Genomic DNA, 23,032 nt, shown 5'->3' with positions numbered 1-23,032 from the left:
GACAGTGCTCCGGTTTTGCTTTACCCTAATGCGCAGGTTCACGGTAAGTCTTTGATGACAAAAGAAAACCACCCCGAACTGACGGCTGAAAAGACGCGGGGCCCAGGCGCTGCCGAGGCTGCTGTCGCGCTCGACGGGATTCCCGAGCCGGCCTGCGCGGTGCTGCCGGCCATTCCGCCCAATTCGCCGGAACGCTTCGTCAACCGGGAGCTCTCCTGGCTCGCCTTCAACGGCCGCGTCTTGCAGGAGGCGCAGAACACGCGCCATCCGCTGCTCGAACGGCTGCGCTTCGTGTCGATCTCGTCGTCGAACCTCGACGAGTTCTACATGGTGCGCGTCGCCGGCCTGTGGGGCATGGTGAAGGAGGGCGTCGTCTCGCTCAGCGACGACGGCCTGTCGCCGACGCAGCAACTCGCCAAGATCGCCGAATTCTCCGGCCGCCTGATGGCCGACCAGCAGCGTGTCTGGCGCGAACTCAAATCGGAGCTGGCCGACAAAGGCATCGCGGTGATCGGCGCCAAGGACCTCAAGGAGGCCGACCGCGTCTGGCTCGACGCCCATTTCCACGAGCAGATTTTTCCGGTTCTGACGCCGCTCGCCATCGACCCGGCGCATCCCTTCCCGTTCATCCCCAATCTCGGCTTTTCGCTGGCGCTGAAACTGGCGCGCGTGCGCGACGGCCGGGTGGTGATGGCGCTGTTGCCGGTGCCGCCGCAGTTGCAGCGCTTCGTGCGTCTGCCCGGACCGCCCAAGGAACGCGGCAAGCTCCGCCATGCCCGCTTCATCCCGCTCGAAGAGGTGATCGAGATGCACCTCGGCGAGCTGTTCCCCGGTCACACGGTGAAAGGCTCGGGCCTGTTCCGCGTCATCCGCGACAGCGATGTCGAAGTCGAGGAAGAGGCCGAAGACCTGGTGCTGATGTTCGAGTCGCTTCTGAAGCGGCGGCGGCGCGGATCGGTGATCCTGATGATGTGCACCGCCGCGATGCCGGACGATCTGCGCACCTTCATCGCCGGCCACCTCGAACTCAAGGACGAGGAAGTGGTGCGGGTCGAGGAAATGCTCGGCACCACCGATCTCAAGCAGCTCATCATCAAGGAACGCGGCGACCTGCAGTTCAAGCCGTTCGTGGCGCGCTTTCCCGAACGCATTCGCGATCTCGGCGGCGACTGCTTTGCGGCGATCAAGGCCAAGGACATCGTCGTCCACCATCCGTTCGAAAGCTTCGACGTGGTGGTGCAGTTCCTGCGTCAGGCCGCCGCCGATCCCGACGTGGTGGCGATCAAGCAGACGCTCTATCGCACCTCGGCCGACAGCCCGATCGTCAGTGCACTGATCGAAGCGGCGGAATGCGGCAAGTCCGTCACCGCGCTGGTCGAGTTGAAGGCCCGCTTCGACGAAGCCGCCAACATCAAATGGGCGCGCGATCTCGAACGCGCCGGCGTGCAGGTGGTCTACGGCTTCATCGACCTCAAGACCCACGCCAAGGTTTCTCTGGTGGTGCGCCGCGAGAACGGCCAGCTTCGCACCTACTGCCATTTCGGCACCGGCAACTACCACCCGATCACGGCCAAGGTTTACACCGACCTGTCGCTGTTCAGTGCCGATCCGGCGCTGGGACGCGACGCGGCGCAGGTGTTCAACTACATCACCGGATATGCCGAGCCGAGCGGACTCGAGAAGCTCGCGATTTCGCCGCTCAATCTGCGCGAAACGCTGATGGCCGGCATCGACAAGGAGATCGAGTTCGCCAAAGCGGGCAAACCGGCGGCGATCTGGATCAAGCTCAATTCGCTGGTCGACGCCGACATGATCGACGAGCTTTACAAGGCGAGCCAGGCCGGCGTGAAGATCGACATCATCGCGCGCGGCATCTGCTGCTTGAAACCGGGCGTTCCGGGGCTTTCCGAGAACATCCGCGTCAAGTCGATCGTCGGCCGCTTTCTCGAACACGGCCGCATCACCGCCTTCGGCAACGGCTACGGCCTGCCGCACGCCAAGGCGAAGTTGTGGATTTCGTCGGCCGACTGGATGCCGCGCAATCTCGACCGCCGCGTCGAGTCGCTGGTGCCGATCGACAATCCCACGGTGCATCAGCAGATTCTCGATCAGATTCTGGTCGCCCAGCTCAAGGATCAGGCGCAGTCCTGGCACATGAGGGCGGACGGCAGCTATGTTCGCGACGAAGCGTCCGGCGAGGCCGACGCGTTTTCTTCGCATACCTATTTTATGACCAATCCATCCCTTTCGGGGCGTGGCCGGGCATTGCGCATCAAGCAGCCGCGCCCAGGGACACGCCGCGAGTAAGCATGAGCGGTTCGCATTTCCTTCCGGTCGATACCGGCGAAGACCTGTTGCCGCGCGCCGAAGCCGTGCTGCGGGGACGCGTCGCCATTGTCGATATCGGGTCGAATTCGGTGCGCCTCGTGGTGTTCGACGGGCTGACCCGTTCGGCCCAGACGGTCCATAACGAGAAGACCATCTGCTCGATCGGCCGCGAACTCGGCACCACCGGGCTGCTCTACAAGGAAGGCGTCGATCTCGCGCTCGAAACCCTGCGCCGCTACCGCCATCTCTGCGACCGGCTCGAGGTCGAGATGCGCGAAGCGGTGGCGACGGCGGCGGCGCGCGACGCCCTCAACGGACCCGAGTTCGTCCGCCGCGCCGAAAGCGCCTGGGGCGGGCCGGTGCGCGTCCTGACCGGACCGGAAGAGGCCCGGCTGGCGGGCGAGGGCGTGCTGGCGGCGTCGCCGGATGCCGAGGGTCTGGTTGCCGATCTCGGCGGCGGCAGTCTCGACATGGTGACGGTGCGTGGCGGGCGGACGGTGGATGTCTGTTCGCTGCCGTTCGGGCCGTTGCGCCTCGCCGATCTCAGCCGGGGCGATCTCGACCGCACCCGCAAGCTGGTCGACAACGAACTCGAACATTGGGAGCCGCTTGCGAGCCAAGGCGGCAAGACGCTCTATCTGGTCGGCGGCATCTGGCGCTCGATCGCCCGCGTCGACATGCTGCGCGAGCAGTATCCGCTGCACATGCTGCAGCATTACGCGATCCCGTTCGACCGGGCGATGGAACTCGCCCAGGTGCTGTCCAAGCAGGGCAAGAAGTCGCTCGAACTGTTGTCGGTGGTATCGAAGCGGCGGGTCGAGCTGTTGCCCTACGGCGCCGTCGTGTTGCAGCGGCTGTTGTCGTTCGCCCGCTTCAAGGATCTGGTGATCTCCGCCAACGGCGTGCGCGAAGGGCTGGTCTTCGCCAAGCTGGGGCCCGGCGAGCGCACCAAGGACCCGCTGATCGATTTTGCCGCCGGCGAGAATGCCCGCGTCGCCCGAACCCCCGCCCATGCCATGGAGATGTTCGGCTGGGAGGCGCCGCTGTTCGCCGACGAAAACGCCTACTACCGCCGGCTGCGGCAGGCGGCCTGCCTGTTCAGCGACCTCGGCTGGCGGCGCCATCCCGATCACCGCACCCGCGGCACGTATGAGGATGTGCTGACCATGCCCTATGGCGGCGCCGACCACCGGGCCCGCGCCTTCATCGCGGTCGCGACCTGGCACCGCTATGCCGGCGACGAGGAAATGCCGCCCGAACTGCGGCTCAAGGGCCTGCTCGACAAGGCGGAGGAGCGGCGGGCGCTGCGCATCGGGCTGGCGGCGCGGCTGGCGTTCGATCTTTCGGCCTCGGCGGCGGGCGAACTCGGCCACTACCGGCTGCGGCTGACCCCTTCCAAGCTCGTTCTGGAGGTCCACCGGCGCCGCAGTGCGGTGGCCGACGACGCGGTCGGCCGGCGGTTGTGGTCCCTGGGGGCGGCGTTCGACCGCAATGCCGAAATCCAGGTGATCGGCGGTTAACGGACCCGTGACTACGGCTCCGGCCGCAGCCGCTTGCATCCGGCCCTAACCCGGTCTTTAAGAAGGGGTTTCCAGCCCCTATCTGGTCATGTGGGGCAGGACAATAAGGAGAACAATATGGGTTCGCTCAGCATCTGGCATCTTCTGATCGTCGGCGTCATCGTCCTGGTGCTGTTCGGCGGGAAGGGCAAGCTGTCCGACATCATGGGCGACTTCGCCAAGGGCATCAAAAGCTTCAAGAAAGGCCTTTCGGACGAAGACCAGCCCAAGCCGACCGAAGTGAAGCCGGTCGAGCAGAAAACCGAGAGCAAGGAATAACTCCTGGCTAGGGTTTTCTGATGGACTTCGGACTTTCCTGGAGCCACATGCTCCTGGTTCTGGTGGTCGCCCTTGTCGTGGTGGGCCCCAAGGACCTGCCGAAACTGATGCGGAAGATGGGCCAATGGACCGCGAAAGCCCGCGGCATGGCCGATCAGTTCCGCCGCAGCTTCGACGATATGGCGCGCCAGAGCGAACTCGACGAACTGCGCAAGGAACTCGACGAGCTGCGCAACGCGCGCCCGCTGGCCGGCGTCGAGCAGCAGTTGAACGACGTGATGACCGGCCCGGCCGTCAGCCTCGACCCAGACCCCATTCCTGAACCGGCCATTCCCGTCGATGCCGCGGCAGAACCCGCCGCAACCACCCAGGCCGAAGCCGCCGAGCACGCGGTCGAAGCCGGCGAACCGGCGCCAGCGCCGCAGCCGCAAACCGACCACCCCGCACCATGATGAGACCTACGGACGCCGACGAAGCCGAGATCGAGGCCTCCAAGGCCCCGCTGCTGGAACACCTGATCGAACTCAGGAAGCGGATCATCTATTCGCTGTTGGCGCTGCTCGGCGGCTTCATCATCTGCTTCGCCTTCGCCGATCCGATCTACAATTTTCTCACCGCGCCCTTGGCGCATGCGCTGGCCGGACAGCCGGGCCGCCATCTGATCTATACCCAGGTCTACGAGAAGTTCTTCACCAACGCCAAGGTCGGCCTGTTCGCGGGCCTGTGCCTCGCGTTTCCGGTGATCGCGGCGCAGATCTGGATGTTCGTTGCGCCCGGTCTCTACAAGCACGAGCGCCGCGCCTTCCTGCCGTTCCTGCTGGCGAGCCCGGCGCTGTTCATCACCGGTGCGGCGTTCGTCTATTACGTGATGCTGCCCTACGCGCTGAAGTTCTTCCTCGGCTTCGAGACCAAAGGCAGCAAGGACGCGCTGCCCATCGAGATGATGGCCAAGGTCAGCGACTATTTCGATTTCGTCACCACGCTGATCTTCGCGTTCGGCCTGACTTTCCAGTTGCCGGTGGCGCTGGCGCTGCTCGGCCGCGTCGGCATCGTTTCGTCCGATCTGCTGCGCTCCTCGCGCCGCTACGCCATCGTCGGCATCACCGTGCTGGCGGCGATCTTCACCCCGCCCGACATCTTCTCGATGCTGAGCCTGTTGGTGCCGCTGATCTTCCTCTACGAGGTCTCGATCTGGCTGGTGAAAGGCATCGAGAAAAAGCGCGACAAGGAACGCGCCGAAGCCGACGCGGAAGTCGACGTCAGGGCCGACGAATAGGCCGATTTTCCGGCGCCGGCGCGTTCAGGATTTGTTGGTTTTGCCTCGTTATCCTGTATCGGTCTGGCGGTGGAGGCGGGCGTGCGGGATCTGAAATCCTTTTTCGGTGTGGGCAGCGCGCTTCTGCCGATTCTCTACTGTGCCGGGCTTCTCTATTATTTCCTCGACCTCAGCGGTTCCGTGCAGGAGGCGGAGGAGGTCGGCTTGGGCCCAACCGTGCTGGGCTTGGGCGTGGTCGGCCTGTTGTTCTCCATTCCGCTGATTATCAGGGTCGTCCGGCTGGTCGGCCGGGCGCGGGCGCGAGGGCCGGGCGATGACGAGCCGGGTTCTGGCCGCACGGTCGATGCCGACGCTGCCATCGCCCGCTACAAGGCGCGCCAAGCCGAAGAACGGGACCGCACGCCGGTCGCACCGCCGCCGCGCACGCCCGCTCCCCGCTCTGGCTTCGGACGCAGGAATAGGTAATTTGGCGCATGAAACGCAACGATGCGGGCGCCATGGCCATAGAGCTTCGTCAGACCTGTGATGGCATCGACTGGACCGCGGTTCGCGATGTCCTCAAAGAGGCGGGCATGTCGTTTCACGCGCCCGAGATCCATCGCCGCGCCTTCGAAGGCGCCTATAATGTCGTATTTGCTTACGATGAGGGAACCCTGATCGGCTGCGGCCGGGCGCTGTCCGACGGCGTCTATCAGGCGGCGCTTTACGACATCGCGGTGCTGCCGCGCTACCAAGGTTCGGGTCTCGGCCGCCTTCTGGTCGAGGCGCTGCTGACCGGGCTCGGCGACTGCAACGTGATCCTCTACGCCAGTCCCGGCAAGGAAGGCTTCTACCGCAAGCTCGGTTTCCGCGCCCTGAAGACCGGCATGGCCCGCTTCCTCCGCGCCGACGCGATGGCGGAGCGAGGGTTCACGGAGTAGGGGCGCTCGGGCACGACCGTCTTTCTTTCCTCCCTCGCGGTGCTGAGATCAACGTGCCGCACCATGGTGAAAAAGCGGGGAGGTGGCGTGCGCCAGGATGTACTGTATGCAGCGCTGACAGTCTTTGCAGAGCGCCCGGCTTCGCTATACTCGGCGCATGGAGCTGGTGCCGCCCGATTTGAAGAAAGTGCTCGCCGCCGACACCCAGGCGAAAGCGCAATGGGAGGCGCTGACGCCCATCGGCCGACGGGACTTCATCAGTTGGATCGACGCGGCCAAGCAGCCCGAAACACGCCGGCGCCGGATCGAGAGCGTGCCTTCGCGTCTCGCCTCGGGCAAGCGCCGTCCGTGCTGCTATGCAGTGGTGCCGCTCGATATGTACACGGCGCTCAAATCCGTCCCCAAAGCGCAGGCGCTATGGAAACAGCTTACCGCCGACGAGAAACGCAATTTTACCGATTGGATAGCCGCCGCGGCCGACGCCGCGACCCGAACCACGCGAATTGAGACGTCGTGCACGCTGCTCGCGAACGGCGCGCGGCATCCCTGATCGCCCCGCTGCCGCCATGCCGTCGCCGCCGCGTTTGTGGAGACTTTGTCGTGGTTTGTCGCGGAGTGTCGCGGAAGCGCTTTCCGGCGCAGAAGTGATTTCATCTGCGCCGCCGAAAGGATTTTGAGCCGCACCGGCGCGTGAATATGCTCAGACAAAAGAGGGAAGCCCATGAGCTTAATTCGCACGCATATGCGGCTGGGATCTATGCTCCTTGCCGTTCTGGCAACGTCCGGCCTTTGCAGCGCGCAGAACACTCCGCCTGCTGCGCCGAACGGTGCTCCCGTTTTCACGGGGATCAACCATCTGGCTGCCGATGCCAAGGCTGACAAAGCCGCGCGGACGCTAGCGCCGTATTTCGCGTCGGCCAAGACGGCCACGGCCAAGCCCGACGCCGACGGCTTTATCCGGCGCTGGCTGCTGCTGGAGCCGATCAACAAGCCCAATCCCTCGAACGCCGTGTTCACCGGGACGTATGTCCGCGATGCGCTCGGCCACGAGGCCTATCCCGGCCAGTTCGCCACCCTGCCGCGTGACGGTCAGGTGGTGCAGGTCGGCAATCAGTCCCTGGCTTGGCACGCGCTCGATGCGAACCGGTTCGACGTCAAGCTGTTCCGCTTGGCCTATGGCCTCAACAAGCAGACCTATGGCGTGATCTTCTGGGCGGTGACTGTCATCGACAGCCCGCGCGAGATGAAGAACGTCCGCCTTGCGGTCGGCTCGAATTCCGCCTCGATGTGGAAGCTGAACGGCGAAGAGGCCGCCAGCCTGTTCGACGACCGCCGCATGGTGATGGACGATGTGGTGTCGAAGCCGCTGACCCTCAAGCAGGGGCGCAACGTATTGTGGGGCGCCGTCATCAACGGGCCGGGCCTCAGCGACTTCTGCGTCCGGTTCGTCGACAATCAGGGCCAGCCAATCAAAGACATCACGGTGAGCGCGCAATGAAACGGCCCTCATCCTCTCGTTCCGGAGCTTCCATGAAACGCAATTTCCTGGCCACGGCCGGCGTGCTGGCCTTCCTGGCGGGCGGTCCGGCCTCGGCGCAGCTCGCCGGCGAGCCTTACATCCACGATCCGTCGACGGTGGTCGAATCCGACGGCAAGTATTTCACTTTCGGTACCGGCGGTGGCGGCTTGATGTCCGACGACGGCTATACCTGGCACCGCGGCGCGCTGCGTCCCGGCGGCGGTCTGGCGCCGGACACGATCAAGATCGGCGATCGCTATTACGTCGCTTACGCGGTCGGCGGCGGCGGCATGTCGGGCGGCCACGCCAGCAACATCAAGGTCATGTGGACCAAGTCCCTCGATCCGAAGTCGCCGAATTTCGGCTTCCACGATGTCGGCATCGTCGCCTCCTCGAACGGCGTCGAAGACAATGACGCCATCGATCCGGCGTTCCTCTATGCCAAAGGGCATCTGTGGCTGAGCTACGGCACCTATTTCGGCACCATCCGCATCGTCGAGCTGGATCCCAAGACCGGCGACCGCGTGAAGGGCAACAAGGCCGTCGACGTCGCCATCGACATGGAAGCGAGCGACATGATGTACCGCGATGGCTGGTACTATCTGCTCGGCACTCATGGCACCTGCTGCGACGGGCCGAATTCGAGCTACAACATTCGCGTCGGCCGTTCGAAGAACATCCTCGGACCTTACGTCGACAATATGGGCGTTCCGCTGCTGAAGGGCGGCGGCAAACTGGTAGCCGCCGGTGCGGGGCGCGTTTACGGCGTCGGCCATTTCGGTCTGCTCGATCTCGGCGACGGGGTGCAGAAGTTCTCGATGCACTATGAAGCCGACATGGATCGCGGCGGCCTCAGCGTGCTCGACATCCGCCCGCTGCTTTGGAAAGACGGCTGGCCGGTCGGCGGCGATCATTTCGTCCCCGGCACCTATGAGATCCAGTCGGAGCGTGGCGGCGGGGCGCTTGAGCTTGCCGTCGACTTCGTGCGTATCGACGTTCCGCGTCATCGCGGACCGATGCCTGCGCTCGGTCCGAACGGGGCGATGCCCGAGGCGCCGCCGGAGGGCTTCTCGTTCTTCGGGCCGCCGAAGGGGCCGATCACGCCGCTTCCCGACATGACGCTGGCGCAGGATTCGGCCAACTGGCCGGCCGGTAAGATCGACGTCCAGCTCAACGACTATATGACCCGGCCGCATCAGAAGTGGACCGTCACGCCGGTCGCGGATGCGGGCGGTTATCCCGGCGCGCCGTATTACAAGATCACGATCGCCGAAACCGATCGGGCGCTGACCGCGATGGCCGATGGCAGCGTCGTGGCGCAGCCTTCGTTCACCGGCGCCGCCGAGCAGTTGTGGCGGATCGATCAGCTGACCGACGGCACCTATCGCATCATGCCGAAGGCGACGCCGGGCTCCTCCGAACCGCTGGCGCTCACCGCCATCGGCCGCAGTTCGCTCGCGCTGTTGAAGTTCGAGCCCAACGGCGACCGCTCGCGCTGGAATTTCCGAAAGCCGTAAGTCCGCGTACAGAGACAGAGGCTGTTTAACTATGGGGACAGGCTCGCCTGTCCCCATTTGTTTTTGTATGGGGCGCATTCAGGTATTACGCTTACCTCGCCCCCACTTGGGGGAGAGGTCGACATCCGAAGCGCGAAGCGCAACGGATGGCGGGTGAGGGGGATCAATGGTCTCTCAGAACACCAAGAACCGTCGCGCCGCCGGACAGCGCCTGATTTCGAATGCGCGGCAGATGCGCCACGAGCCGACCGATGCGGAACGCAAATTCTGGTTCGCCGTGCGCGGACGCAAGTTCGATGGCTACAAGTTCAAGCGTCAATATCCGGTGGGGCCATACATCGCCGACTTTGTTTGCCTGGATCAAAGATTGATCGTCGAACTGGATGGCGGTCAGCATGCCCAGCAGGCCGAATACGACATCAAACGAACCGACTTTCTGCAATCGCGCGGCTTTCGCATACTCCGCGTTTGGAACGATGATTTCCTGCGTACGCCGGATGCCATCCTGGAAGGCGTTTGGCGCGCGTTGACGGCCCCCTCACCCGTCGAGCGCTGACGCGCTCGCCGACCTCTCCCCCGAAGTCGGGGGGCGAGGTGAAAATGTGCGCACCTTCGTAAGGCTTGCTTTCCGACATTCCGGGAGGCGCTTTTGGCTGATGTACGCCAATTCCAGTCTTTGGCAGGTTGTCTCAAAGTTGTAGGCTTTCGTGCAGGAATATCGAGGGGGTGGGAATGAGCGATGTACCAGAGTTCCGCCTGTACGGTGACGGCAATCCAGAAATCGAAGAACGGATACAGCCGAAACTCGCACTCCGGTGCTGGCGCGATCTCAAGACGACCGAGCGTGAAACGTTCCTCCAAGAACTACACAACAAGGGATGGATTGAACCTCGCTCACGTGAAGTTCTCGCCGCCGTCGATTATTTGAACCGCAATTTCCTGAGAGAGTTGCCCGGTAAGCGACTTCATAAACTGAAACCACTGAGTGGGATTTATGGCGAAAACGAGTTTGACCGAATGAATGCCGCATACGCGGATTTCTATGAAATCGTGGCGACATCAAATAAAGAAGAACTTGTTCTGCGTCTGCTGAGCGCGTTCGCGACAATGCACATTAGCCGTTGGGAGCACGACGCAGCGAGAAAAGAAATGGATGCGGAAAAGCGAAACGCTTTGGTGGAGCGCGCCTTCGAGAAGTTCGACCGATTCGCAAATATGCTGAATTACCTGTTTCGCCAGTTTTCCGTAAACGTCCAAGTAACTCGTAGCGGGTTCGCGCCCATTCAAGACACAACGATTGCCGAGAAAATCTATGTACCAGTGCTCGGCGTTCTATCCGATCCCAAATATGCTCGTGTCAGTGATGATTTGGGCAAGATGTTTGCTGATTATCGGGCGGGCGATTTCGGGGAGGTGATTACCAAGGCACATAGCGCGGTACAGCGATTTCTCCAGATTCGGTCTGGTGACGAAGGGAAAAATGGCAAGGGCGAACTAAAGGAACTCTTCCGGACAGCAAAGAAGAATGGTTTAGTCTCGGCTACGAGATTTGGAGAGCCGCTCATCAATGTATTGGAGAGCTTCTTTCCGTCGGAGCGCGCCACGAAGAGTACCGCAAAACCATCTCTCAGCGAAGCAACCCCGCGCGACGCAATGCTTATGATGGATCTTGTTTTAGTATTTCTTCAGCACTGCCTAGCAGCATGATGCGAACTTCGCAGCACCTATGCGATGTTCTGCTCCAGGTCGTGGGTGGTGAGGAAGCCAAAGCTCGGTTCTGGCGCATCTTCGCCTCGCGTCCGCTCATCCCCGTCTCTCCCCTCCTGCGATTGCTTCTGCCTCTCGCTCCGATCAGCGTCACGATTGCCGCACCCTCTTGAAATGTTCCCATTTCGTTCCCATCTCCGACTCGCAGTTTTGCGATGAGGATGGATGGCAGCATGGCGGCTCCGGCCGCCGACACGACGAGACAGACCCGGATGCGCGCTCGTGCGCGCTACGGGGAGACCCGGCGAAGGACGGTGGTAAGTCCGCTCCGCCGGCGATCCGGCTGTTTCCCGGCAACGGGGCCCGCGTGCGGCGCACGCCTTCAAGAGGCCCCCGCGTCCTGGAGACTTAAGGTCGGCATCGCGGCGGGGCGGCGGCGGCAAAGGCCAGGGGTTTCTCCCGTGCGGTCGGGGCAAAGCGAAGGTGCCGGTTGTTTGCCGTGTGACAGCGGCGCTCGGCCGGCCTGCCGGAGCTTTGACGCCATGGTTTTGGAGCGGACGCGATTTCCGGCGCCCGCTCCGGGTGTATTTGGAGCTTTCGTTGCACATTCTCGCGGGAAGTTTTGACCCTCGTTCCCGCCCGTGGCATTACCCCGTCCGGGCCGCCTTCGCTTCGAGCTACGGCGCGCCAAGTTTGCCTCACTTGCCACGGCGAAGCTAAAAGCGGAGCCGGGAGACTCTCGATGCATGACCTCAAACTGATCCGCGACAATCGTGACGCTTTCGTCGAAGCCCTGGCGCGCCGTCCGGCTTATGCCGAAGACGCCGGCAAGGTGACCGATGCGATTCTGGAACTCGATGCCAAGTGGCGCGGGGCCAAGACCTCGTTCGAACAGCATCGCGCCCGCCAGAACGAAGCCTCGCGCGCCATCGGCATGGCCAAGAAGAACAAGGACGAAGCGGGAGCCCAGGCGCTGCTCGACGAGGTGGCGAACCTCAAAGCCGCGATCCAGAAGGACGAGGCCGACGAACGCGCCTACGACGAAGAACTGCGCAAGGCCTTAGCGGTCCTGCCCAATCTTCCGGCCAGCGACGTGCCGTTCGGCGCCGACGAGAACGACAATGTCGAAGTGGCGGCCCGCCGCTTCGGATCGGCGACGCGGTTCGACTTCAAGCCGAAAGAGCATTTCGAACTCGGCGAAGCGCTCGGCCTGATGGATTTCGAACGCGCCGGACGGGTTTCGGGCGCGCGGTTCGTGTACCTCAAGGGCGCGCTGGCCAAGCTGGAACGTTCGCTCGGCGCCTTCATGCTCGATACCCAGACCGCCGCGGGCTACACCGAAGTGGTGCCGCCGCTGTTGGTGCGCGACGAAGCCTTTTTCGGCACCGGCCAGTTGCCGAAGTTCGAAGAGGATTTGTTCTGGGCCAGCGCGGGCGAAGGCCGGTTCGGTCTCATCCCCACCGCCGAAGTGCCGCTGACCAATCTGGTGCGCGAGGAAATCCTCGACGAAGACAAGCTGCCGATGCGCATGACGGCATGGACGCCGTGCTTCCGCGCCGAAGCGGGCGCGGCGGGGCGCGACACCCGCGGCATGATCCGCCAGCATCAGTTCTCGAAAGTGGAACTCGTGTCCGTCACCACGCCGGAACAGTCGGTGGCCGAACACGAGCGCATGACCGATTGCGCCCAGAACATTCTGAAGCTGCTCGGCCTGCCGCATCGCGTCGTCACGTTGTGCACCGGCGACATGGGCTTCGGGGCGCAGAAGACCTACGACATCGAAGTCTGGCTGCCGGGTCAGGACCGCTATCGCGAGATTTCGTCCTGCTCCAACTGCGGCGAGTTCCAGGCCCGCCGCATGAGCGCGCGCTACCGCGCCAAAGACAGCAAGGGCACGCGGCTGGTGCATACATTGAACGGCTCCGGCCTTGCGGTCGGGCGCACGCTGATCGCGGTGATGGAGAACTATCAGGACGCCGACGGCTCCATTCGCATCCCTGACGCGTTGCAGCCGTATATGGGCATGAAGAAGATCGAGAAGGCGTGATGGCTGACAAGAAACTGCGCATCCTGGTCACCAACGACGACGGCATCCGGGCGCCGGGGCTGAAAGTCACCGAGGCGATTGCGCGGACGCTGACCGACGACGTGTGGGTGGTCGCGCCCGAGAGTGAGCAATCGGGCGCCTCGCATTCGCTGACCCTGACGCTGCCGCTGCGCCTGCGCGCGGCGGACGACCGTCACTTCGCCGTCACCGGCACGCCGACCGATTGCGTGATGATGGCGTCGGCGCATCTGCTCAAGGACCAGCCGCCGGATCTCATCCTGTCGGGCGTCAACAGCGGCATCAACGCGGCCGACGACGTGACCTATTCGGGCACCATCGCCGGGGCGATGGAAGGCTGCGCCCTCGGCATTCCGGCGATTGCGCTGTCGCAATGCTACAATTATGAGGACCGCAAACAAATCCATTGGGACTGCGCCGAGGCGCACGGACCGGCGGTGGTCAAGAAACTGATCGAGACCGGCTGGCCCAAGGACGTGTTGATGAACGTGAACTTCCCGGACTGCACGCCGGACGAGGTCGCGGGCATCCAGGTGGTGGCGCAGGGCGTGCGCGAGTGGCAGGAAATCTCCATCGAGCGCCGTGTCGACATGCGCGCCAATCCGTATTTCTGGATCGGCTTCCGCCGCGAGCGGTTCACCGCCAAGCCGGGCACCGATCTCGGCGCGCTGGCGTCGAAGTGCATTGCGGTGACGCCGCTGCAGCTCAACCTCACCGATTGGAAAGTGCTGCAGGCGCTGAAGCACTCGGTCGATGCCGATTTCGGCAAGCCCGCGGTGCCGAGCGAGGATTCCACCGGTGCTCTCATCCCCGCCAAGGAACGGGCGCCGTAGATGATGGACGTCGATCCCCGCCGCATCGCTCTGGTGATGGCGCTGCGCAAGCAGGGGGTCACCGACGCCAAAGTTCTGTCGGCCATCGAGCGCACGCCGCGCGAAGTGTTCGTCGAAGAACTGTTCGAGCACGCCGCCTACGACAACACCGCGCTGCCGATCGCCTGCGGCCAGACCATCAGCCAGCCCTATGTGGTGGCGGTGTCGACCGACGCGCTCGAACTCGACGACAAATGCCGTGTGCTCGAGATCGGCACCGGCTCCGGCTATCAGGCGGCGGTGCTGTCGCAGCTGTGCCGGCGGGTCTATTCGATCGAGCGCCACCGCGCTTTGCACATCGAAGCGGAGCGGCGATTCAAAGCCCTCCGTATCGACAACATCGCCACCAAGCTCGGGGACGGTTACCAAGGTTGGCCGGAACAAGCGCCCTTCGACCGCATTCTATTTACGGCGGCCGTGAGCGAGATACCAGATGTAGTGGCTCAGCAGCTCAAGCCGGGCGGTATCTTGGTGGCCCCGGTTGGTGAAACGACCGGCCCCGATTTAGAAAGGTTTTCTCAACTATTAACAAAGATGATCCGAACTGAGACAGGTTGGAAGAAAGAGGCGCTGATCCCTGTGGTGTTCGTTCCCATGCTTCCGGGCGTGCCGCAGGAAAAGCGAGAAACCAATGGTTCGGAGAGGCAACGCTGAGTATCGCATCTTTGCCGTCGCAGCCGCGGTAATCCTGCCTTTGCTGGCAGCCGGGTGCACGACGACGCCGGAACCGTATTTCGGCTGGGATGTGCAGACGACCAAGTCACGCCCCCATCGCGTCGCCGCCGTCAAGCCGAAGCCGCGTCCGAACCCGACCTATTACGAATCGCAGTACACGGACAATCGTTACTACGACGACCGGTCGTATGATCGCGGTTATTCCCAGACGCCGACGCCTCGTCCGAGCCAGAAGTGGTACGACCGTCCGGCCGAGCGTAACGACGATTCCGATTATCGTCCCGCCAGCCGTCCCAATTACGCCGGCGACGCCCGCTTCCAGTGGCCGGTGCGCGGGCGCGTGCTGTCCGAGTTCGGGGCCTCTCCGGGCGGCGAGAAGAACAACGGCATCAACATCGCCGCGACGCAGGGCGAGCCCATTCGGGCCGCCGCCGACGGCAATGTCTCGTATGCCGGCAACGAACTGCGCGGCTACGGCAATCTCGTGCTGATCAAGCACGACAACGGCTACATCACCGCCTACGCGCACGCCGATCATTTCGTGGTCGACAAAGGTCAGTGGGTCGCGCGCGGCCAGGTGATCGGCTATGTCGGCACCACCGGCGACGTGCGCACGCCGCAGCTCCATTTCGAAGTCCGCCGCGGCAACCACGGCGAAACGCCGGTCGATCCGCGTCAGATCCTCGGATCGCAGCGCGTGGCTTATCGCTGAGTTTTCAGCCGCAACGACACTAGCGCCGCCAGCGTGGCGGCGGCGGCAATCACGCCGACGCCGGCGCGCATCCCGTAGGCGGCAGCGACGGCTCCGATCAGGACCGGGCCGGTGAGAAATCCGCCGAAGCCCGCCGTCGAAACTTCCGCGATGCCCGCGGCCGGTGACGAAGCGCGGGCGGCGGCCGTCGAGAACACGCACGGCACCACGTTCGACAGGCCCGCGCCGACGAACGCGAACCCGATCACCACGACGAGGAAGTAAGGCAGGGCCGTCGCCAGGATCAGTCCGAAGGCGGCAAGCGCGCATCCCGCCCCGATCACAGTGGGCCGGCCGAAGCGCTGTACCACCCAGTCGCCGCACAACCGTCCCATCACCATCACGGCAGAGAAGGAGGCATAGCCGGCCGCCGCGCGCGCCGGGGTCTCGCCGAGGGTTGTGAGATAGATGCCGCTCCAGTCTGCCATCGCGCCTTCGCTCATGAAGCACAGCGTCAGCACCACCGCGAGCAGCGCGATGCTGCGCTCGGGCAGACGGAAGATCGGGCCCGGTTCGCGCTTCTCGGTGTCGCCGGGGCCGAGATGCGGCGCGGCCAGGACCACCGTCGCCAGCACGATCGCGGCCGAGGGCAGCAGCAGGAAATGGGTCGGCATATGCAAGGACAGCAGCATGGCGCCGAAGCCGGTGCCGACAAGCCCGCCGAGACTGAAGCCGGCATGGAACGACGAATTGATCGCCGAACCCCAATCGGCCTCGATCCGCGTTGCATGGGCGTTCATCGCCACGTCCATCAGGCAGATGGTGGCGCCGACCAGGGCGCAGGCGATCACCAGGAGCGCGAGATTCGGCGCCAGCAGCGGCAGGGCTACCGCCGCCGCATAGAGATAGCCCATCCGCGATGTCGTCCGTCCGGTGCCGCCGAACTTCTGGACGATGTGGCTAGCGGGCTGCATGGCGATCACCCCGCCGATCGACATCGCCAGCAGCGCCCACGACAACTGTGCCGCCGAAAGCGACAGCATCGCCTTCAAGGACGGAATGGCAGTCGCCCAGGCGCCGTAGCCGAAACCGTTGGCGACGAATATGGCGAAGGTCGCCCTGCGGGCGGCAACGAGAGAGACGGGGCGGGACATCGGATGAAACTTAAGGTTGGACCCGCATCGTGCGAAAGCTTTGGGGCGGCATTCGGGCAGTCAGGCGATCTTTTTCCCCAGTTCGCCGGCGAGGTCCTGGATGAACTGCCACGCCACGCGTCCGGACCGGGCGCCTCGGCCTGCCGACCAGGCGAGCGCCTTGCGGTGCAGTTCCTCGGTGCCGATCGAAAGATCGAAATGGGCGGCGTAACCCTCCACCATGGCGAGGTATTCGTCCTGGGTGCAGTTGTGAAAGCCGAGCCACAGGCCGAAGCGGTCGGACAGCGAGATCTTTTCCTCGATCGCCTCGTGCGGGTTGATGGCGGTCGAGCGCTCGTTTTCCATCATCTCGCGCGGCATCAGATGGCGCCGGTTCGAGGTGGCATAGAACAGGACATTGACCGGCCGCCCCTCGATGCCGCCTTCGAGGGCCGCTTTCAGGGATTTGTAGCTGGTGTCGTCCTTGTCGAAGGACAGGTCGTCGCAGAACAGCAGGAACTGGCGTTTGTCGTCGCGCAGCTTGCGCAGCAGGAGGGGCAGGGTGGCAATGTCCTCGCGGTGGATTTCGATCAGCACCAGCCGGCCGGTGCCTCTGCGGCCCGCATTGACCTCGCCATGGATTGCCTTGACCAACGAGGACTTGCCCATGCCGCGGGCGCCCCACAACAGGGCGTTGTTGGCCGGCAGGCCATCGGCGAACCGGCGGGTGTTTTCCATCAGCGTGTCGCGGGCGGCCTCGACACCCTTCAGCAGGCCGATCGGCAGGCGGGCGACCTTGCGAACGGGGTGCAACTTGCCCGGTCCTGGCTCCCACACGAATGCATCCGCCGTCGCGGAGGTTTTGGGCGCGGCGTTCCGTCGCTTTGGGGAGCGGTTGGGTTTCATCGCTGTCATCACCACTTTCTGATCCGGGTAGGTCCCGACCCTGCAAGAATAAGCCGTTTCGCCGGAATCACCGGTAATTTGGTCGCTAATCCTTTGATTTTACAGAGTTGCAAAGGTGGGACACACCGCTATAGTCCGCGCCGCGCAGTCTTACGGAACCCTTCGATGCAAGAATTCCTCGCCTCGCCCTTCCCGATGTTGATCGCCGTTGCCGCGATCTTTTACTTCCTCGTCTGGCGTCCGCAAGCGCAACAGCAGAAGAAGCTGCGCGCGGCGGTCGAAGGCATTCGCCGTGGCGATACCGTGGTGTTGAATTCGGGCATCGTCGGCAAGATCGCCAAGGCTCCCGCCAAGGAAGACACCGAACTTTCGGTCGAGATCGCCGAGGGCGTGACCGTAAAGGTGCTCCGGGCGGCCGTGGGCGAAGTCCGCGCCAAAAACCAGCCGGTCGAAGCCAAGGCCGACAAGTAAGTTCAGGATCATATCATGCTGCAGGTCTCTGCCTGGGTCCGTATCGTCGTTGGGCTCGTCCTGATCTTCGGGATTGCCATCGCGCTGCCCAATGCGCTGCCGGAAAACGTGCGCAATAGCCTGCCGAGCTGGATGCCGAAAAACACGGCGTCGCTCGGCCTCGACCTGCAGGGCGGTTCCTACGTGCTGCTCGAAGTGCAGCTCGATCAGGTGATGAAAGACCAGCTCGACTCGACGGTCGGCGACATCCGCCGGGCGCTGCGCAAGCAGCATATCGCCTACGAGTTCAAGCGGCCGGAAGGCTCGATCGGCGTGCGCATTCTCAATGCGGCCGATTACCCGAACGCGCTCAAGGCCATCAAGGACCTCAACCCGGCGGTTACCGGCGCGGCGTTGATCGGAACCAAGCAGTACGACATCAGCGAAACCGGCGACAACACCGCCGTCCTCAAGATGAGCGAAGCTTACAAGAAGCAGCTCAAGAAGGACGTGGTGGGCCGTTCGATCGAAGTGGTGCGCAAGCGCGTCGACGAACTGGGCACCAAGGAACCCTCGATCGAGCAGCAGGGCGAAGATCGCATCGTCGTGCAGGTGCCGGGTCTGGCCGATCCCAAGCATTTGATCGAGCTGCTCAAGACCACCGCCAAGATGACGTTCCAGATGGTGGACACCACCAACGACACCATGGCGGCGATCACCCAGCACCGCATTCCGCCGAATTCGGAACTGCTGGAAATGGCGACCGAGAAGGGCAGCCAGCGGCAACTTCCGATCCTGGTCGAGAAGCGCGTCTTGATCGCGGGCGACCGCCTCAAGGATGCCGGCTATTCGACCAACCAGCAGACCGGCGGCGTCGTGGTGACGTTCCGTTTCGACAGCGTCGGCGCCAAGGAATTCGCCGAGATCACCAAGGAGAACGTCGGCAAGCCGTTCGCCATCGTGCTCGACAAGAAGGTGCTCACTGCGCCCGTCATCCGCGAGCCGATCATCGGCGGCTCCGGCCAGATCGAAGGCAGCTACTCGATCCAGACCGCCAATGACCTCGCCGTTCTGCTGCGCGCCGGCGCTCTGCCGGCCCCGCTGAACCCGATTGATCAGCGCACCGTCGGTCCCGAGCTTGGCAAGGACTCCATCGAAAGCGGCAAGATCGCCACCATCGCGGGCCTCGGTCTGGTCGCGATCTTCATGATCCTGCGCTACGGCCTGTTCGGTCTCTTCGCCGACATCGCGATGGGAACCAACCTGATCCTGCTGATGGCGGCGATGACGCTGTTCGGCGCCACCCTGACGCTGCCCGGCATCGCCGGTATCGTCTTGACGCTGGGCATGGCGGTCGACGCCAACGTGCTGATCTTCGAGCGCATGCGCGAGGAGCATCGCAACGGCCGAAGTATGCTGGGTTCTGTCGATACCGGCGAGCGACGAGCTATCGCCACCATCATCGACGCCAACATGACTCACTTGATCGCGGCGTTGATCCTGTTCGAACTCGGCTCCGGTCCGGTGCGCGGTTTTGCGGTGACCCTCGGCGTCGGCATTCTGACCTCGTTCTTCACCTCGGTTGTGGTGGCGCGCCTCATCATCATCGCCTACCTCAACTTCCGTAAGCCGAAGAAGCTGATCATTTGATCGACGCTTTTTACGAATGCGAACAAGCGGTCCGGACGCACGATCCGGACCGCTTTTTTGCTGTCCTGTTCGCACCCGAGGATAAGCGGCCGCATCTCTATGCGCTGGCGGCGCTCTACTACGAAATCGCGCATGCCGCCTCGGCGCCGCGTGAGCCGATGCTCAAGGAAATCCGCCTGACCTGGTGGCGGGAGACCATCGAACGGGCGCGCGCCGGCAAGCCTCGTGACCACGCCGTGGCGCGGGCGTTGGCGGAAACGTTGAAGGCGTATGATCTTCCCGATGGGTTGTTCGAAGCGATGATCGTGGCCCGTAGCGAGAGCTTCACCGATGCCACCGGTGCCGAGGCGCATGCCGACGCCACGGTCGGCTCGCTGATGCGGCTGATGGCGCGCGTTTTGGGTGGCGAGGCGGAGGTGCGTGATGCAGCCATCGCCTATGCCTTGGCCGGACGTCACGACGGCGCCTTTGCGGCTATCGACACCGATATGCTGGCGAAAGACCATTTCGCGCGGGCCCGGCGGATCCGGATACCGCGACCGCTTCTGCCGGCCGTACTGCCCGCTGCGCTGGCGCCGCTCTATCTCAAACGCTCCGATCCGCCGCTGTGGCGCAAGCAGATCGCGTACCTTGGTGCTGCGTTACGCGGGCGGATTTAGCCATCCCGCCAGATCGGTCAGCGCCCTGGCGCTCATCGCTTTCTTGCGGTCGCGACCGCGCGGGCCCGGCGGCATGGCCGGGAAAAGACCGAAATTGACGTTCATCGGCTGGAAGGTCTCGGCTTCGGCGCCGACGGTGATGTGGGCGAGCAGCGCGCCGAGTGCTGTCGTGATCGGCGGCGGCGTGGTTTTTCCCGCAGCGAAGCGGCCCGCGAGCAATCCGATGGCGGCGCTCTCGACATAGCCTTCGACGCCCGTGACCTGCCCGGCGAAGCGCAACGACGGACGTACCTTCAAACGAAGTTCCGGATCGAGCAGGCGCGGCGAGTTGAGGAACGTATTGCGATGCAGTCCGCCGAGGCGCGCAAACTGCGCATTCTCGAGGCCAGGGATCATGCGGAAAATGCGCACCTGTTCGGCATGCTTCAGCTTGGTCTGGAAGCCGACCATGTTCCACAAGTTTCCGAGTGCATTGTCCTGCCGCAGCTGCACCACGGCATACGGCCGTTTCTCGAACCGCGGATCGCGCAGGCCCACCGGCTTCATCGGGCCGTAACGCAGCGTATCGGCGCCGCGGCCGGCCATCACTTCGATGGGAAGACAGCCTTCGAAATATGGTGTCGACTTTTCCCACTCCTTGAATTCGGTCTTTTCGCCGGCCAGCAGGGCGGCAATGAAGGCTTCATACTGGTCGCGATCGAGCGGGCAGTTGATGTAGTCCTTGCCGTCGCCTTTGTCGTAGCGCGACTGCATCCAGGCAACGTCCATATCGATGCTGTCGTGATGGACGATGGGGGCGATAGCGTCGAAAAAGCTGAGCGACTCCGCATCGGTCAGCGTGCGGACGAAATCGGCCAGTGCGGGCGAGGTGAGCGGGCCGGTGGCCACCACCACATTGTCCCAGGCGGCGGGCGGTTCGGCGATTTCTTCGCGCGCGATTTCGATATTCGGATGCTCGGTCAACGCCTGCGTGACGGCACCCGAAAAACCATGCCGGTCGACCGCAAGCGCGCCGCCTGCTGGCAGGCGATGGGCGTCGGCGCACTTGAGGATCAGCGATCCGGCGCGGCGCATTTCTTCGTGCAACAGGCCGACGGCGTTATTCTCATAGTCGTCGGAACGCAGCGAGTTGGAACAAACGAGTTCCGCAAATCCGTCGGTGGAATGGGCATCCGTGGTGCGTACGGGCCGCATTTCGTGCACGACGACGTGCGCTCCGGCGCTCGCCGCCTGCCATGCCGCTTCGCTGCCTGCCAAGCCGCCGCCGATAACGTGTATGATGCCGGTCATGGAATATGGATCGCCTTGTATCGCTCCGCCCACGGCGCGGCGCGTTCGAGTTGGGTCGCGAGCTGTAGCAAACTCAGCTCGTCGCCGAAAGCTCCTACAAACTGCACGCCGATAGGCATGTTGTCGGCATTCCAGAACAACGGCAGATTGATTGCCGGCTGGCCGGTGACGTTCTGCAAGGGCGTGAATGGGACATAGGCAGCGAATTCCGCCATTACTGCGGCGAGATCGGTGCGGTCGGGATCGAACCGGCCGAGTTTCCACGGCGGTTCACCCAAGGTCGGCGTTAGCCAGAGATCGTAATGCTGGTGGAAATGCGCGATGCCGCGGCTGATGCGGCCAAGGATGATTTTCGACTGGATGTAGCGCGAGGCCGCGACTGCCTTGCCGCGTTCGTAATAGGCGAGCGTCAGCGGCTCGAGATTATCCGGACCGGGCGTCCGGCCGGTGGTGCGGACGAGATAGTCAACCGCCGATGCGAGGTGGCTACACCACACATCGGTGAAAGCGGGCTCGAACAGCGCCACCGGTACTTGCGGGGACGCTTCCTCGATTTCGTGACCGAGATCGCGGCACAGTTTGGCGGCATGCTCCACTGCAGCGATACAATCGGGATGAACCTTGGTGCCGTCGAGGCGTGTGGTGGTGAAAGCAATGCGTAAGGCGCGCGGCGCCTCCTCGACGGCATGGCTGTAACAAGCAGGCGCGGGCGGAGGGCTGTAGGGATCGCCCAGTTCGCTGCCGGATGCCGCATCGAGTGCTGCTGCCGTATCACGCACAGACCGTGACACCACCAGTTCGATCGCTAGTCCATCGACGCTGTCGGGCATGTCGGGACCGGAAGACACCCGCCCACGCGTCGGTTTCAATCCGACAAGGCCGCAGCACGAAGCCGGAATCCGGATCGATCCGCCGCCGTCATTGGCATGCGCCAGCGGCACCACGCCCGCCGCCACTGCTGCTGCCGATCCGCCCGACGATCCGCCCGGCGAACGCGTCAGATCCCACGGATTATGCGCAGGGCCGTACAGCCTGCCTTCGGTGGTCGGTACCAGCCCGAACTCCGGCACGTTGGTTTTGGCGAACGGGATCAACCCGGCGCGGCGGAACCGCGCCATCAGATGGGTATCGTGGTCGGCCGGAATGTCGGGAAAAAGGCGCGAACCTTGGCGCGTCGGCGTGCCGGCGCATTGCAGCGAGATATCTTTCAGAAGAAACGGCACACCGGAGAACGGACCGGGCGACGGCTGCTTGGCGGCCTCCCGTGCGCGCTCGTAATCCCGGTAGATAATGGCGTTGAGGGCCGGATTAACCTTCTCGGCGCGTGTGATAGCGCATTCGAGCAACTCGGCGGCGCTAATCTCGCCAGCCGCCACCAGCCTAGCCAAGCCCAGCCCGTCGTAACGTTCGTATGCATCAAACGCCATGGCGCCTCCCGAAGCGGCGCCGACTCTAGTCGCCGGGACTGCCCCTGTCATCTGGGGCAGCGATTGTCGCGGCGGTAAGGGCGGAGTAGGCTGATGCGGGGTTGGAGGG

General features: G+C 63.7%; 23 protein-coding genes. 19 read left to right on the top strand and 4 right to left on the bottom strand.

Translation table 11 applies throughout. From position 1 onward, the window contains the following. Positions 1 to 54: 54 nt before the first annotated feature. From FHS84_RS07685 to FHS84_RS07610, 16 genes are all read left to right on the top strand, one after another. Entirely contained in the window at positions 55 to 2,307 is a 2,253-nt protein-coding gene (locus FHS84_RS07685) for an RNA degradosome polyphosphate kinase (RefSeq protein ID WP_166932586.1), read from the top strand. A 2-nt stretch (positions 2,308 to 2,309) separates the two neighbouring features. Beyond that, complete coding sequence (locus FHS84_RS07680) at positions 2,310 to 3,848, top strand: Ppx/GppA phosphatase family protein (protein WP_166932584.1); 1,539 nt, start codon at positions 2,310 to 2,312, stop codon at positions 3,846 to 3,848. A gap of 117 nt (positions 3,849 to 3,965) precedes the next feature. Then, complete coding sequence (locus FHS84_RS07675) at positions 3,966 to 4,166, top strand: twin-arginine translocase TatA/TatE family subunit (protein ID WP_166932582.1); 201 nt, start codon at positions 3,966 to 3,968, stop codon at positions 4,164 to 4,166. A 20-nt stretch (positions 4,167 to 4,186) separates the two neighbouring features. Further along, a complete protein-coding gene (tatB, locus tag FHS84_RS07670) occupies positions 4,187 to 4,618 on the top strand; it encodes a Sec-independent protein translocase protein TatB (RefSeq protein WP_166932580.1) in 432 nt (143 codons plus the stop codon). Next, positions 4,615 to 5,442 carry a twin-arginine translocase subunit TatC gene (gene tatC, locus FHS84_RS07665; protein ID WP_243850783.1) on the top strand — a complete coding sequence of 276 codons (828 nt, stop codon included), beginning with the start codon at positions 4,615 to 4,617 and terminating at the stop codon, positions 5,440 to 5,442. The genes tatB and tatC overlap by 4 nt, the downstream gene beginning before the upstream one ends. Positions 5,443 to 5,523: 81 nt before the next feature. Next, complete coding sequence (locus FHS84_RS07660) at positions 5,524 to 5,907, top strand: hypothetical protein (RefSeq protein ID WP_166932578.1); 384 nt, start codon at positions 5,524 to 5,526, stop codon at positions 5,905 to 5,907. A gap of 8 nt (positions 5,908 to 5,915) precedes the next feature. Continuing rightward, on the top strand, positions 5,916 to 6,362 hold the full coding sequence (locus FHS84_RS07655; protein WP_208393755.1) for a GNAT family N-acetyltransferase: 447 nt from the start codon (positions 5,916 to 5,918) through the stop codon (positions 6,360 to 6,362). Positions 6,363 to 6,519: 157 nt separating this feature from the next. Next, complete coding sequence (locus tag FHS84_RS07650) at positions 6,520 to 6,912, top strand: YdeI/OmpD-associated family protein (RefSeq protein WP_166932576.1); 393 nt, start codon at positions 6,520 to 6,522, stop codon at positions 6,910 to 6,912. A gap of 171 nt (positions 6,913 to 7,083) precedes the next feature. After that, positions 7,084 to 7,860, top strand: a complete 777-nt coding sequence (locus tag FHS84_RS07645; protein WP_208393754.1) for a hypothetical protein — start codon at positions 7,084 to 7,086, stop codon at positions 7,858 to 7,860. A gap of 32 nt (positions 7,861 to 7,892) precedes the next feature. Beyond that, entirely contained in the window at positions 7,893 to 9,398 is a 1,506-nt protein-coding gene (locus tag FHS84_RS07640; protein WP_166932574.1) for a family 43 glycosylhydrolase, read from the top strand. Between the two features lie 166 nt (positions 9,399 to 9,564). Continuing rightward, positions 9,565 to 9,954: an endonuclease domain-containing protein gene (locus FHS84_RS07635; protein ID WP_166932572.1), complete on the top strand. Its 390-nt coding sequence runs from the start codon at positions 9,565 to 9,567 to the stop codon at positions 9,952 to 9,954. A gap of 176 nt (positions 9,955 to 10,130) precedes the next feature. After that, a complete protein-coding gene (locus FHS84_RS07630) occupies positions 10,131 to 11,105 on the top strand; it encodes a hypothetical protein (RefSeq protein ID WP_166932570.1) in 975 nt (324 codons plus the stop codon). Between the two features lie 742 nt (positions 11,106 to 11,847). Next, positions 11,848 to 13,152 carry a serine--tRNA ligase gene (serS, locus tag FHS84_RS07625; protein ID WP_166932568.1) on the top strand — a complete coding sequence of 435 codons (1,305 nt, stop codon included), beginning with the start codon at positions 11,848 to 11,850 and terminating at the stop codon, positions 13,150 to 13,152. 14 nt (positions 13,153 to 13,166) lie between these two features. Further along, positions 13,167 to 14,003: a 5'/3'-nucleotidase SurE gene (gene surE, locus FHS84_RS07620; RefSeq protein ID WP_166932813.1), complete on the top strand. Its 837-nt coding sequence runs from the start codon at positions 13,167 to 13,169 to the stop codon at positions 14,001 to 14,003. After that, the gene (locus tag FHS84_RS07615) at positions 14,004 to 14,696 is read left to right on the top strand and encodes a protein-L-isoaspartate(D-aspartate) O-methyltransferase (protein ID WP_166932566.1); all 693 of its coding nucleotides are present in this window, start codon (positions 14,004 to 14,006) and stop codon (positions 14,694 to 14,696) included. It begins immediately after the preceding gene. Next, positions 14,674 to 15,429 carry a murein hydrolase activator EnvC family protein gene (locus FHS84_RS07610; protein ID WP_166932564.1) on the top strand — a complete coding sequence of 252 codons (756 nt, stop codon included), beginning with the start codon at positions 14,674 to 14,676 and terminating at the stop codon, positions 15,427 to 15,429. The genes FHS84_RS07615 and FHS84_RS07610 overlap by 23 nt, the downstream gene beginning before the upstream one ends. Here FHS84_RS07610 and FHS84_RS07605 read toward each other — a convergent pair. Next, positions 15,420 to 16,562, bottom strand: coding sequence for an MFS transporter (locus FHS84_RS07605; protein WP_166932562.1), 1,143 nt, complete (start codon positions 16,560 to 16,562; stop codon positions 15,420 to 15,422). The genes FHS84_RS07610 and FHS84_RS07605 overlap by 10 nt on opposite strands. Positions 16,563 to 16,622: 60 nt before the next feature. Further along, complete coding sequence (locus FHS84_RS07600; protein WP_344469320.1) at positions 16,623 to 17,447, bottom strand: ATP-binding protein; 825 nt, start codon at positions 17,445 to 17,447, stop codon at positions 16,623 to 16,625. A gap of 165 nt (positions 17,448 to 17,612) precedes the next feature. Between FHS84_RS07600 and yajC the strand changes: the two genes are divergently transcribed. The 3 genes from yajC to FHS84_RS07585 are packed head-to-tail and all read left to right on the top strand — an operon-like array spanning position 17,613 to position 20,206. Then, positions 17,613 to 17,918 carry a preprotein translocase subunit YajC gene (gene yajC / locus FHS84_RS07595; RefSeq protein WP_208393752.1) on the top strand — a complete coding sequence of 102 codons (306 nt, stop codon included), beginning with the start codon at positions 17,613 to 17,615 and terminating at the stop codon, positions 17,916 to 17,918. A 15-nt stretch (positions 17,919 to 17,933) separates the two neighbouring features. Continuing rightward, positions 17,934 to 19,547, top strand: coding sequence for a protein translocase subunit SecD (secD, locus tag FHS84_RS07590; RefSeq protein ID WP_166932558.1), 1,614 nt, complete (start codon positions 17,934 to 17,936; stop codon positions 19,545 to 19,547). Further along, positions 19,544 to 20,206, top strand: coding sequence for a phytoene/squalene synthase family protein (locus FHS84_RS07585; protein WP_166932556.1), 663 nt, complete (start codon positions 19,544 to 19,546; stop codon positions 20,204 to 20,206). Before secD ends, FHS84_RS07585 begins: the two co-directional genes overlap by 4 nt. Here FHS84_RS07585 and trmFO read toward each other — a convergent pair. Together trmFO and FHS84_RS07575 are read right to left on the bottom strand one after the other, a co-directional pair. Continuing rightward, complete coding sequence (trmFO, locus tag FHS84_RS07580; protein ID WP_166932554.1) at positions 20,189 to 21,496, bottom strand: methylenetetrahydrofolate--tRNA-(uracil(54)-C(5))-methyltransferase (FADH(2)-oxidizing) TrmFO; 1,308 nt, start codon at positions 21,494 to 21,496, stop codon at positions 20,189 to 20,191. The two genes, FHS84_RS07585 and trmFO, sit on opposite strands and share 18 nt — an antisense overlap. After that, on the bottom strand, positions 21,493 to 22,923 hold the full coding sequence (locus tag FHS84_RS07575; RefSeq protein WP_166932552.1) for an amidase: 1,431 nt from the start codon (positions 22,921 to 22,923) through the stop codon (positions 21,493 to 21,495). Before FHS84_RS07575 ends, trmFO begins: the two co-directional genes overlap by 4 nt. Positions 22,924 to 23,032 lie beyond the last annotated feature (109 nt).

Origin of the sequence: Rhizomicrobium electricum (assembly GCF_011762045.1) — a bacterium.
GTDB classification, from domain to species: domain Bacteria; phylum Pseudomonadota; class Alphaproteobacteria; order Micropepsales; family Micropepsaceae; genus Rhizomicrobium; species Rhizomicrobium electricum.
Note: the sequence above shows the minus strand (reverse complement) of the source record. Positions and strands in the feature narration are given on the sequence as shown.